We start from the raw sequence: 12,484 nt of genomic DNA on the forward strand, positions 1-12,484 counted from the left end.
AAGAATTTTCTTAAGTTGAGGTTAGGAAGAAAGATATGCGTCTTGATAGATTCACAAGTAAGTTTCAAATCGCTATCTCTGATGCTCAGTCACTGGCGTTAGGGCGCGATCATCAATATATCGAACCAGTGCACCTAATGGTGGCACTGCTTGATCAGAACGGTAGCCCAATTCGTCCACTTCTCACGATGTTAGATGTCGACGTCAGTCATCTACGCTCTAAATTGAGCGAAATGTTAGATCGACTGCCTAAAGTAAGTGGCATCGGCGGTGATGTTCAGCTGTCTAGCTCTATGGGGACACTTTTCAATTTATGCGACAAAGTGGCTCAAAAGCGTCAGGACTCCTACATCTCTTCCGAAGTCTTTTTGCTTGCGGCATTAGAAGATCGTGGCCCACTTGGTCAGCTATTAAAAGATATGGGCTTGACCGAGCAGAAAGTCAGCCAAGCGATCGAAAAGATCAGAGGTGGTCAAAAGGTCAATGACCCGAACGCGGAAGAACTGCGCCAAGCATTGGAAAAGTTCACCATAGACCTAACTGAACGCGCAGAGCAGGGTAAGTTAGACCCTGTTATCGGCCGTGATGATGAAATCCGCCGTACCATCCAAGTATTGCAGCGTCGTACCAAGAACAACCCAGTGATCATCGGTGAACCAGGTGTGGGTAAAACCGCTATCGTAGAAGGCTTGGCTCAACGCATCATTAATAATGAAGTACCAGAGGGACTACGTGGTCGCCGCGTACTTTCGTTAGATATGGGCGCACTTGTTGCAGGTGCAAAATATCGTGGTGAATTTGAAGAGCGTTTGAAATCGGTATTGAATGAACTAGCGAAAGAAGAAGGCAATGTCATTCTGTTTATCGATGAGCTTCATACCATGGTTGGCGCAGGCAAGGGCGAAGGCTCTATGGATGCGGGTAATATGTTAAAACCTGCATTGGCTCGTGGTGAGCTTCACTGTGTGGGCGCAACCACGTTGGATGAATACCGACAATATATAGAGAAAGATGCGGCACTTGAGCGTCGTTTCCAAAAAGTGCTGGTGGATGAGCCGAGTGTTGAAGATACGATTGCCATTCTGCGTGGTTTAAAAGAACGTTATGAGCTTCACCATCACGTTGAGATCACTGACCCTGCTATTGTCGCTGCGGCAAGCTTATCGCATCGTTATGTTTCAGACCGCCAGTTACCAGATAAAGCGATCGACCTAATTGATGAAGCCGCTTCTAGTATTCGTTTACAGATCGACTCTAAGCCGGAGTCGCTAGACAAACTCGAACGTAAAATCATCCAACTGAAGATTGAGCAGCAAGCACTAAGTAACGAGCATGATGAAGCTAGTGAAAAACGCTTGGATGTGCTTAATGAAGAATTGAATGAAAAAGAGCGTGAGTACGCAGAGCTAGAAGAAGTGTGGAATGCTGAAAAAGCAGCACTCTCTGGTACGCAACATATTAAAGGTGAGCTAGAGCAAGCCCGCATGGATATGGACTTTGCACGACGCGCTGGTGACCTAAACCGCATGTCTGAGTTGCAATACGGTCGGATTCCAGAACTTGAAAAGCAGTTAGACCTCGCGACTCAAGCTGAAATGCAAGAGATGACGCTACTACGTAACAAGGTGACCGACAACGAGATTGCAGACGTACTCTCTAAGCAGACGGGTATTCCTGTCTCAAAAATGCTTGAAGCAGAAAAAGAGAAACTGCTCCGCATGGAAGAGGTACTGCACAAACGTGTGATTGGTCAGGCAGAAGCAGTTGAAGTGGTATCTAATGCAATTCGTCGTAGCCGAGCTGGCTTATCGGATCCGAACAAACCGATTGGTTCCTTCTTATTCTTAGGTCCAACAGGTGTAGGTAAAACCGAACTGTGTAAGACACTCGCGAGCTTTATGTTTGATAGCGAAGATGCCATGGTGCGTATTGATATGTCTGAGTTCATGGAGAAACACTCTGTGGCGAGGTTGGTTGGTGCGCCTCCGGGTTACGTTGGCTATGAAGAAGGTGGTTACTTAACAGAAGCGGTTCGTCGTAAACCTTATTCTGTCATCTTATTAGACGAAGTAGAGAAGGCACATCCAGATGTGTTCAATATTCTGCTCCAAGTATTAGATGATGGACGATTAACTGACGGCCAAGGTCGCACAGTTGATTTCCGTAACACCGTGGTCATCATGACGTCAAACTTGGGTTCTGCTCGTATCCAAGAGAACTTTGCTACGTTGGATTACCAAGGTATAAAGAATGAGGTAATGGATGTGGTTAGCAAGCACTTCCGCCCAGAGTTCTTAAACCGTGTTGATGAAAGCGTAGTATTCCACCCGCTTGGTCAAGAGCACATTAAGTCGATTGCATCTATTCAGCTTGAGCGTCTAGCGAAACGCTTAGAAGAAAAAGGTTATCAATTAGAGGTATCCGACAAAGCCCTCGATTTGATTGCTCAAGTTGGTTTCGATCCCGTGTATGGTGCGCGACCTTTAAAACGTGCTATTCAACAGAATGTTGAGAACCCATTAGCGAAATCAATCTTGGCAGGCCAAATCTTACCAGACAAGAAAGTACAGTTGATTGTGAACAACGACCAAATCATTGCTCACCAGTAATTGCATCAATGCATTGAAAAGTGAGACCAAGTTCAAGTTTTAGGGGGCGTTAGCCCCCTTTTTAATACACTTTTATCGGGTTTTGATTGTTTTCTATACGAACAAACCAAAAAGATAAGTTTTTTTGAAAAATAGGCTTGTGTTCCTAAACTAACTCCCTATAATGCGCCTCCGTTGTCACGGGAAAGCAAGCAAAGCGAAGCCGAGATAACAAGGTCAGTGAGTTCTAAAGTAACTCACAGAGAAATAACTTAAAAAAGTGTTTGACACGATAAGTTATCTCGCTAAAATGGCCGTCCACTTTGAAGAGAAGTTCAGAGTGTGCTCTTTAAAAATAAGAACCTATCAATCTGTGTGGGCACTCGTTGATGATAATCCAATTAGAAACTTCGGTTTCAAATTAGGTTTCAATGATACGAAGTGACCATTGAGTCGAAAGACTCAGCACAGTCAATTCAAACATTACTTATGTAATGTTCAGTATTCATTGAGCCGAACAAAATCTTAAATTGAAGAGTTTGATCATGGCTCAGATTGAACGCTGGCGGCAGGCCTAACACATGCAAGTCGAGCGGAAACGAGTTATCTGAACCTTCGGGGAACGATAACGGCGTCGAGCGGCGGACGGGTGAGTAATGCCTAGGAAATTGCCCTGATGTGGGGGATAACCATTGGAAACGATGGCTAATACCGCATAATGCCTACGGGCCAAAGAGGGGGACCTTCGGGCCTCTCGCGTCAGGATATGCCTAGGTGGGATTAGCTAGTTGGTGAGGTAATGGCTCACCAAGGCGACGATCCCTAGCTGGTCTGAGAGGATGATCAGCCACACTGGAACTGAGACACGGTCCAGACTCCTACGGGAGGCAGCAGTGGGGAATATTGCACAATGGGCGCAAGCCTGATGCAGCCATGCCGCGTGTGTGAAGAAGGCCTTCGGGTTGTAAAGCACTTTCAGTCGTGAGGAAGGTAGTGTAGTTAATAGCTGCATTATTTGACGTTAGCGACAGAAGAAGCACCGGCTAACTCCGTGCCAGCAGCCGCGGTAATACGGAGGGTGCGAGCGTTAATCGGAATTACTGGGCGTAAAGCGCATGCAGGTGGTTTGTTAAGTCAGATGTGAAAGCCCGGGGCTCAACCTCGGAATTGCATTTGAAACTGGCAGACTAGAGTACTGTAGAGGGGGGTAGAATTTCAGGTGTAGCGGTGAAATGCGTAGAGATCTGAAGGAATACCGGTGGCGAAGGCGGCCCCCTGGACAGATACTGACACTCAGATGCGAAAGCGTGGGGAGCAAACAGGATTAGATACCCTGGTAGTCCACGCCGTAAACGATGTCTACTTGGAGGTTGTGGCCTTGAGCCGTGGCTTTCGGAGCTAACGCGTTAAGTAGACCGCCTGGGGAGTACGGTCGCAAGATTAAAACTCAAATGAATTGACGGGGGCCCGCACAAGCGGTGGAGCATGTGGTTTAATTCGATGCAACGCGAAGAACCTTACCTACTCTTGACATCCAGAGAACTTTCCAGAGATGGATTGGTGCCTTCGGGAACTCTGAGACAGGTGCTGCATGGCTGTCGTCAGCTCGTGTTGTGAAATGTTGGGTTAAGTCCCGCAACGAGCGCAACCCTTATCCTTGTTTGCCAGCGAGTAATGTCGGGAACTCCAGGGAGACTGCCGGTGATAAACCGGAGGAAGGTGGGGACGACGTCAAGTCATCATGGCCCTTACGAGTAGGGCTACACACGTGCTACAATGGCGCATACAGAGGGCAGCCAACTTGCGAGAGTGAGCGAATCCCAAAAAGTGCGTCGTAGTCCGGATCGGAGTCTGCAACTCGACTCCGTGAAGTCGGAATCGCTAGTAATCGTGGATCAGAATGCCACGGTGAATACGTTCCCGGGCCTTGTACACACCGCCCGTCACACCATGGGAGTGGGCTGCAAAAGAAGTAGGTAGTTTAACCTTCGGGAGGACGCTTACCACTTTGTGGTTCATGACTGGGGTGAAGTCGTAACAAGGTAGCGCTAGGGGAACCTGGCGCTGGATCACCTCCTTATACGATGATTACTCACGATGAGTGTCCACACAGATTGATACGGTTTAATATTTCAGAGCAAAAATTGGTTCTGCATAAAATGCTGAAGCGGTTTTATGTGGGGCTATAGCTCAGCTGGGAGAGCGCTTCGCTGGCAGCGAAGAGGTCATCGGTTCGATCCCGATTAGCTCCACCACTAGCTGCATTGCTTCTGCTTTTTCGCAGAACAACCTAAAGTGTCCCGTTCGTCTAGAGGCCTAGGACACCGCCCTTTCACGGCGGTAACAGGGGTTCGACTCCCCTACGGGATACCATCTTTAAACATTCTCTCTTGAGAGTTTTTAAAAATGGTTTTCATTAGAAAATCTGCTCTTTAACAATTTGGAAAGCTGACAAATCAACAATTTATTGTTGATTGTAAAGTTCTCAATGTTTGTCTTTATGACAAACACCAATAAAACACATTCAAGTGTTCTTGGCTTTTGTCTTACTTTTTAAAAGTAAGGTAGAAGAAAAATTGAGTCCGGCAAAATCGAGTCTGCATCATGTATAAAAATTGCAGACAACTTTGGTGACTTGTTCATCAACTCGAAACTCCTTCGGGTTGTATGGTTAAGTGACTAAGCGTACACGGTGGATGCCTTGGCAGTCAGAGGCGATGAAGGACGTATTAACTTGCGATAAGCCCAGATTAGGTAGTAAAAACCATTTGAGTCTGGGATTTCCGAATGGGGAAACCCACTTGCATAAGCAAGTATCCTGTTGTGAATACATAGCAACAGGAGGCGAACCGGGGGAACTGAAACATCTAAGTACCCCGAGGAAAAGAAATCAACCGAGATTCCGAAAGTAGCGGCGAGCGAAATTGGACTAGCCCTTAAGCTTTATATGCGTTAGACGAACGGTCTGGAAAGTCCGGCGATACAGGGTGATAGCCCCGTAGTTGACAACGCACATTCAGTGAAATCGAGTAGGGCGGGACACGTGATATCCTGTCTGAATATGGGGGGACCATCCTCCAAGGCTAAATACTACTGACTGACCGATAGTGAACCAGTACCGTGAGGGAAAGGCGAAAAGAACCCCTGTGAGGGGAGTGAAATAGAACCTGAAACCGTGTACGTACAAGCAGTAGGAGCACCTTCGTGGTGTGACTGCGTACCTTTTGTATAATGGGTCAGCGACTTATATTCAGTGGCAAGGTTAACCATCTAGGGGAGCCGTAGGGAAACCGAGTCTTAACTGGGCGTTCAGTCTCTGGATATAGACCCGAAACCAGGTGATCTAGCCATGGGCAGGTTGAAGGTTGAGTAACATCAACTGGAGGACCGAACCGACTAATGTTGAAAAATTAGCGGATGACTTGTGGCTAGGGGTGAAAGGCCAATCAAACCTGGAGATAGCTGGTTCTCCCCGAAAGCTATTTAGGTAGCGCCTCGGACGAATACTACTGGGGGTAGAGCACTGTTAAGGCTAGGGGGTCATCCCGACTTACCAACCCTTTGCAAACTCCGAATACCAGTAAGTACTATCCGGGAGACACACGGCGGGTGCTAACGTCCGTCGTGGAGAGGGAAACAACCCAGACCGCCAGCTAAGGTCCCAAATTATAGCTAAGTGGGAAACGATGTGGGAAGGCTTAGACAGCTAGGATGTTGGCTTAGAAGCAGCCATCATTTAAAGAAAGCGTAATAGCTCACTAGTCGAGTCGGCCTGCGCGGAAGATGTAACGGGGCTAAGCTATAAACCGAAGCTGCGGCAATGAAGTTTACTTCATTGGGTAGGGGAGCGTTCTGTAAGCCGTTGAAGGTGAGTTGTAAAGCTTGCTGGAGGTATCAGAAGTGCGAATGCTGACATGAGTAACGATAAAGGGGGTGAAAAACCTCCTCGCCGGAAGACCAAGGGTTCCTGTCCAACGTTAATCGGGGCAGGGTAAGTCGACCCCTAAGGCGAGGCCGAAAGGCGTAGTCGATGGGAAACGGGTTAATATTCCCGTACTTCTTACAATTGCGATGGGGGGACGGAGAAGGCTAGGTGGGCCTGGCGACGGTTGTCCAGGTTCAAGTGCGTAGGCTGAAGAGTTAGGTAAATCCGGCTCTTCTTAAGGCTGAGACACGACGTCGAGCTACTACGGTAGTGAAGTCATTGATGCCATGCTTCCAGGAAAAGCCTCTAAGCTTCAGATTGTAAGGAATCGTACCCCAAACCGACACAGGTGGTCGGGTAGAGAATACCAAGGCGCTTGAGAGAACTCGGGTGAAGGAACTAGGCAAAATGGTACCGTAACTTCGGGAGAAGGTACGCTCTCGACGGTGAAGTCCCTTGCGGATGGAGCTATTGAGAGTCGCAGATACCAGGTGGCTGCAACTGTTTATTAAAAACACAGCACTGTGCAAAATCGTAAGATGACGTATACGGTGTGACGCCTGCCCGGTGCCGGAAGGTTAATTGATGGGGTTAGACTTCGGTCGAAGCTCTTGATCGAAGCCCCGGTAAACGGCGGCCGTAACTATAACGGTCCTAAGGTAGCGAAATTCCTTGTCGGGTAAGTTCCGACCTGCACGAATGGCGTAATGATGGCCACGCTGTCTCCACCCGAGACTCAGTGAAATTGAAATCGCTGTGAAGATGCAGTGTACCCGCGGCTAGACGGAAAGACCCCGTGAACCTTTACTACAGCTTGGCACTGAACATTGACCCTACATGTGTAGGATAGGTGGGAGGCTTTGAAACCAGCACGCCAGTGTTGGTGGAGCCGTCCTTGAAATACCACCCTTGTAGTGTTGATGTTCTAACGTCGACCCCTTATCGGGGTTACGGACAGTGCCTGGTGGGTAGTTTGACTGGGGCGGTCTCCTCCCAAAGCGTAACGGAGGAGCACGAAGGTGGGCTAATCACGGTTGGACATCGTGAGGTTAGTGCAATGGCATAAGCCCGCTTGACTGCGAGAATGACAATTCGAGCAGGTGCGAAAGCAGGTCATAGTGATCCGGTGGTTCTGAATGGAAGGGCCATCGCTCAACGGATAAAAGGTACTCCGGGGATAACAGGCTGATACCGCCCAAGAGTTCATATCGACGGCGGTGTTTGGCACCTCGATGTCGGCTCATCACATCCTGGGGCTGAAGTCGGTCCCAAGGGTATGGCTGTTCGCCATTTAAAGTGGTACGCGAGCTGGGTTTAGAACGTCGTGAGACAGTTCGGTCCCTATCTGCCGTGGGCGTTGGAAGATTGAAGGGGGCTGCTCCTAGTACGAGAGGACCGGAGTGGACGAACCTCTGGTGTTCGGGTTGTGTCGCCAGACGCATTGCCCGGTAGCTAAGTTCGGAATCGATAACCGCTGAAAGCATCTAAGCGGGAAGCGAGCCCTGAGATGAGTCTTCCCTGATACTTTAAGTATCCTAAAGGGTTGTTCGAGACTAGAACGTTGATAGGCAGGGTGTGTAAGCGTTGTGAGGCGTTGAGCTAACCTGTACTAATTGCCCGTGAGGCTTAACCATACAACACCCAAGGGGTTTTGATGGACTCAATGTAAGAACATTGAATGTGTTAAGAACGAAAAACAGCTTTCCGAATTAAAGAATTTGCTTGGCGACCATAGCGATTTGGACCCACCTGACTTCCATTCCGAACTCAGAAGTGAAACGAATTAGCGCCGATGGTAGTGTGGGGCTTCCCCATGTGAGAGTAGGACATCGCCAGGCTTGTATTTTATTTTCACTTTTTATGAAAAAGTGAAGACAAAAACTTAGACTTAAATGTCTAACCAGTGCGGAGCGGTAGTTCAGTTGGTTAGAATACCGGCCTGTCACGCCGGGGGTCGCGGGTTCGAGTCCCGTCCGCTCCGCCACTTATTCGAGAGTCGTCTCATTAAACACGAACCACAGGGGTGTAGCTCCAATTGGCAGAGCAGCGGATTCCAAATCCGCGTGTTGGGAGTTCGAATCTCTCCACCCCTGCCATCTTCTAAAGCCTCAGCAGAAATGCTGAGGCTTTTATACGTTTGAAGAAAAGAGCATTAGCTTAGTAGCAAGTCCTATTGGTAGCAAATCCTATTGAATATCCAGAGTGCCGATCCAATCCACCCCTGCCATCTTCTGAGGCTTCAGCAATAATGCTGGGTCTTTTTTGCATCTGTAAGCTTTGCCTTAGCCTCAAACTTCATATTTCCAATAACACCTATACTCTTACCGCTAAGGTGATAAGAATTCGAGTTCCTGCTATTATCGGCGCTTAATTCTAATAATTAGGAAGCAAGTTTATGCCACATCTTCGATTTAGAGCGGTAGAGCCTCAAGCGGTTCAAGCACTATCAAAACCTCTTACTGATGAGTTACAACCATTAATGGATTGCCCTCGCGAGGACTTCACGTTTGAATACATTTACAGTACTTTTTTCAGTGAAGGTGAAGTAAGCACTGCCTATCCTTTTGTTGAGGTGCTGTGGTTCGACCGTGGTCAGGAAACACAGGACAAGGTTGCTAAAGCGATCACTCAACAAGTTCGAGGTATAGCAGGCGAAGATATCGATGTCGCGGTAATTTTCTCGGCCCTCTCTCCTAAAGGCTACTATGATAATGGTGAGCACTATTAAGGAATAATTGCGATGAAGCTGAGTCTTTCTTTTTGTTTAAGTTTATTATTCTCAGCTTTTATTTATGCTACTCCATGGGAGCAGGTTCCTGGTCCCACAAATAATTCTTCTTCTGCTATTGGTAGTTATGCTAATGGTTGTTTAGACGGCGCTTTGCCTCTCCCTTTGGATGGTGCTGGCTATCAGGTTTTGCGCAGTAAAACGAAGCGTTACTATGGGCATCCACATGCTATTCGTTTTATCGAAGACCTCGCTAGAAAAGCAAACCAAGACCTTAATACAACATTGCTCATTGGTGATTTGTCTTTGGCGCGTGGTGGACGTTTTTCTTCTGGTCATTCTAGTCATCAAACTGGCTTAGACATTGATATATGGCTTCGTTTAGCTGATGAGCCACTATCTTATAACGAGCTACAATTGCCGAAGCCAATGAGTGTTGTGGATCTAAAAAAATACCAGATCCTAGAACATCGCTGGGAGAAGCGACACTTTGAAATTATTCGTAGTGCTGCTCAAAGTGAGCGTGTCGCCAGAATCTTTGTTCATCCAGTGATTAAAGAGCAGTTGTGTAAGCAAGAAGCGAGTCGTGAGCGTGCGTGGTTACGTAAAGTTCGTCCTTGGTGGGGGCATCATTACCATTTCCATGTTCGGTTAGCTTGCCCTGCTTCCAGTCTGAACTGTGTTAATCAAGCTCCACCTCCTATGGGAGATGGCTGCGGTGCAGAACTCGCAAGTTGGAAGCCTAAATCTCCATCCCCAAAAGCGACAAATAAAAAAAGTACGCCTTCCCCAGCTAAGAAAAATAGAAAGCTCACTCCTGCCGAGTGTGCACCACTTATTACGATGAAATGAGTGGGTAAGGTACTGCCGTATCTCGGTTATGAAACTGGAGAATCATCACACTTTTGTCTACAGTGAATAATATTAGTATAAAAAACAACCTAAGTTATCTAGATGGCATTGTATGAATGTTTTTAAGAAACAGTGGTTTATGGTGGTAAATTCCATTTTCTTTGTTTTTGAATAGAACTAATTCGCACGACTCTCTGATTGCTTAGTTTCGTGTCTGTCAGTTGGTTATGGAAGTGGCTTCGCAGACAATATTAATAGGTGGGCTGAGCGGCTTGTTGCCCGTCGAAGAGTAAATCAAGGACAAGACCATGACGATGATTTGTGCAAAAGAATTTGCGGGATGGCTGAGACACAGATTTAGCGGTGAAGATACGGGTGTTTCTATTTCGAGAGATGATATCAATCATCTTACTGGTAGGCAGCGTTTGGACCCTGGGTTTGTTAGTGATGTTCATTATGAATTAATGCAGTATGGAATGGCATTCGTTACTGACACTAGCAGGGAAAATTTTTATTTAGTGCCTGTTTCAAATACTTCAGACTGGCGTTCTCGTTTGGAGTATAACTTTGAGAAAGAGATGTTTTGCAATATTTACCCTATCGAGAAGTCGGGTTAAAAAAAGGTTCAACTTTGGCTGCAAAGTTGAACCTCTTTCATTTATGCTAACCCTTGAATAATCACGAACTTTTCAAGCAGTTGCTCTTCAGTTTCAACATGATTAGGGTCGGTAATAATGCATTTTGTAATAGGACACACTGACTGACATGTTGGCTTTTCGTAGTGACCTTTGCACTCTGTACAAAGAGCAGGGTCAATCTCGAAAATGCTGTCACCCATAGTAATAGCACCGTTAGGGCATTCTGGGTCACACATGTCACAGTTGATGCACTTATCGGTAATAAGTAGTGCCATGATTACTTACCAGTTGGGTTACGGGTATCCTGACCTGCATTTAGGTTACGCATCAACAGACCGTATTCCAGATCCATATCTTCAGGTACTGGGATAAATACAAAGTGGCCATTACCTTTTGCGTCTTCAATTGATTCAGACTTACGGTTTTCCATCGCTTCTAACGTGAAGATTACGTTGCCTTTTGGCGTCATTAGCTCAAGGCTGTCACCGACGACGAATTTGTTCTTAACTTCAACTTCCGCCATGTCACCACGACGTTTGCCAGTGAATTCACCAACGAATTGCTGAGCATCAGACACAGAGTAACCGTAATCGTAGTTTTGGTAGCTGTCGTGAGTGTGACGACGTAGGAAGCCTTCTGTGTAACCGCGGTGAGCTAGGCTTTCTAGCGTACCCATTAGGCTCTCATCAAATGGTTTGCCTGCAACAGCGTCATCAATCGCCTTACGGTAAACTTGAGCGGTACGAGCACAGTAGTAGAAAGACTTGGTACGGCCTTCGATCTTCAATGAGTGAACACCCATCTTAGTTAGACGTTCTACGTGCTGGATAGCGCGTAGGTCTTTCGAGTTCATGATGTAAGTACCATGCTCATCTTCAAATGCCGCCATTTTTTCTTCTGGACGGTGACTTTCAGAAAGCAATACCACTTCGTCAGTTGGTTTGCCGCGACCGATAGTTGTTTCAGGGCGTTCGTCAGCGACTTCGATTGCTTGAGCTTCGTTTGGATCGAATGCTTCAACAATTTGGCCTGCGTCGTTTTCTTTGCCTTCTTCGACTTTATATTCCCAACGACATGCGTTAGTGCAAGTACCTTGGTTAGGGTCACGCTTGTTGATGTAACCAGACAGTAGGCAGCGACCAGAGTAAGCCATGCATAAAGCACCGTGAACGAAAACTTCTAGTTCAGTTTCAGGACAGTGCTCGCGAATTTCTTCGATTTCTTCTAGAGAAAGCTCACGAGAAACGATCACACGCTCAACACCGTTAGCTGCCCAGAACTTCACTGTTGCCCAGTTTACTGCGTTCGCCTGTACAGACAGGTGGATTGGCATTTCTGGGAACGCTTCGCGAACCATCATGATAAGACCTGGATCAGACATGATAAGTGCGTCTGGGCCCATTTCTACCACTGGCTTAAGGTCGCGGATGAAAGTCTTAAGCTTAGAGTTGTGCGGTTGGATGTTACATACCACGTAAAGCTTTTTGCCTAGGGCATGCGCTTCGTTGATACCGATTTGTAGGTTTTCGTGGTTGAACTCGTTGTTACGTACGCGAAGGCTGTAGCGAGGTTGGCCAGCGTATACTGCATCTGCGCCGTAGGCGAATGCGTAACGCATGTTTTTAAGGCTGCCTGCAGGCGATAGTAGCTCTGGTACGAATGCTTTCTCTGTTGTCATTGCTCAATTCTCTTAGTATCTGATCACAAGTCAGGCCAATTCCACCTCATGGAAATGGGGCGCAAATTTTACGTC

The 12,484-nt window shown here is 47.1% G+C and carries 6 protein-coding genes, 4 tRNA genes and 3 rRNA genes; 11 read left to right on the top strand and 2 right to left on the bottom strand.

The features are described from left to right. The first annotated feature begins 35 nt into the window (after positions 1–35). The 11 genes from clpB (at position 36) to J4N37_RS02570 (ending at position 10,710) form a co-directional block, all read left to right on the top strand. The gene (gene clpB, locus J4N37_RS02520; RefSeq protein ID WP_252041616.1) at positions 36–2,609 is read left to right on the top strand and encodes an ATP-dependent chaperone ClpB; all 2,574 of its coding nucleotides are present in this window, start codon (positions 36–38) and stop codon (positions 2,607–2,609) included. 506 nt (positions 2,610–3,115) lie between these two features. Beyond that, positions 3,116–4,668: ribosomal RNA gene (locus tag J4N37_RS02525) — 16S ribosomal RNA — on the top strand. A gap of 99 nt (positions 4,669–4,767) precedes the next feature. Then, positions 4,768–4,843, top strand: a tRNA-Ala gene (locus J4N37_RS02530). Positions 4,844–4,885: 42 nt separating this feature from the next. Next, positions 4,886–4,961, top strand: a tRNA-Glu gene (locus tag J4N37_RS02535). Positions 4,962–5,257: 296 nt separating this feature from the next. Continuing rightward, positions 5,258–8,147: ribosomal RNA gene (locus J4N37_RS02540) — 23S ribosomal RNA — on the top strand. A gap of 87 nt (positions 8,148–8,234) precedes the next feature. Then, positions 8,235–8,351, top strand: a 5S ribosomal RNA gene (rrf, locus tag J4N37_RS02545). Together the 16S, 23S and 5S rRNA genes with 4 tRNA genes alongside form the textbook arrangement of a ribosomal RNA operon. Before the next feature lie 69 nt (positions 8,352–8,420). Further along, positions 8,421–8,497 (top strand) — tRNA-Asp (locus J4N37_RS02550). 35 nt (positions 8,498–8,532) lie between these two features. After that, a tRNA-Trp gene (locus J4N37_RS02555) sits at positions 8,533–8,609 on the top strand. 299 nt (positions 8,610–8,908) lie between these two features. Continuing rightward, the gene (locus J4N37_RS02560) at positions 8,909–9,241 is read left to right on the top strand and encodes a DUF1904 domain-containing protein (protein ID WP_038885648.1); all 333 of its coding nucleotides are present in this window, start codon (positions 8,909–8,911) and stop codon (positions 9,239–9,241) included. 12 nt (positions 9,242–9,253) lie between these two features. Next, positions 9,254–10,093 carry a penicillin-insensitive murein endopeptidase gene (gene mepA / locus J4N37_RS02565; protein ID WP_252041618.1) on the top strand — a complete coding sequence of 280 codons (840 nt, stop codon included), beginning with the start codon at positions 9,254–9,256 and terminating at the stop codon, positions 10,091–10,093. A 308-nt stretch (positions 10,094–10,401) separates the two neighbouring features. Continuing rightward, a complete protein-coding gene (locus J4N37_RS02570) occupies positions 10,402–10,710 on the top strand; it encodes a hypothetical protein (protein ID WP_010446088.1) in 309 nt (102 codons plus the stop codon). A gap of 41 nt (positions 10,711–10,751) precedes the next feature. Here the strand turns inward: J4N37_RS02570 and J4N37_RS02575 are convergent, their stop codons facing one another. Continuing rightward, positions 10,752–11,006, bottom strand: a complete 255-nt coding sequence (locus tag J4N37_RS02575; RefSeq protein WP_005445273.1) for a YfhL family 4Fe-4S dicluster ferredoxin — start codon at positions 11,004–11,006, stop codon at positions 10,752–10,754. Positions 11,007–11,008: 2 nt separating this feature from the next. Then, positions 11,009–12,409: a prephenate-dependent tRNA uridine(34) hydroxylase TrhP gene (trhP, locus tag J4N37_RS02580; protein ID WP_252041619.1), complete on the bottom strand. Its 1,401-nt coding sequence runs from the start codon at positions 12,407–12,409 to the stop codon at positions 11,009–11,011. Positions 12,410–12,484 lie beyond the last annotated feature (75 nt).

It is taken from the genome of Vibrio sp. SCSIO 43153, assembly GCF_023716625.1.
Classification (GTDB): Bacteria; Pseudomonadota; Gammaproteobacteria; order Enterobacterales; family Vibrionaceae; genus Vibrio; species Vibrio rotiferianus.

Coding starts and splice junctions, on each gene's coding strand:
- clpB (WP_252041616.1), top strand. CDS start 36: ATGCGTCTTGATAGATTCACAAGTAAGTTTCAAATCGCTATCTCTGAT.
- J4N37_RS02560 (WP_038885648.1), top strand. CDS start 8,909: ATGCCACATCTTCGATTTAGAGCGGTAGAGCCTCAAGCGGTTCAAGCA.
- mepA (WP_252041618.1), top strand. CDS start 9,254: ATGAAGCTGAGTCTTTCTTTTTGTTTAAGTTTATTATTCTCAGCTTTT.
- J4N37_RS02570 (WP_010446088.1), top strand. CDS start 10,402: ATGACGATGATTTGTGCAAAAGAATTTGCGGGATGGCTGAGACACAGA.
- J4N37_RS02575 (WP_005445273.1), bottom strand. CDS start 11,006: ATGGCACTACTTATTACCGATAAGTGCATCAACTGTGACATGTGTGAC.
- trhP (WP_252041619.1), bottom strand. CDS start 12,409: ATGACAACAGAGAAAGCATTCGTACCAGAGCTACTATCGCCTGCAGGC.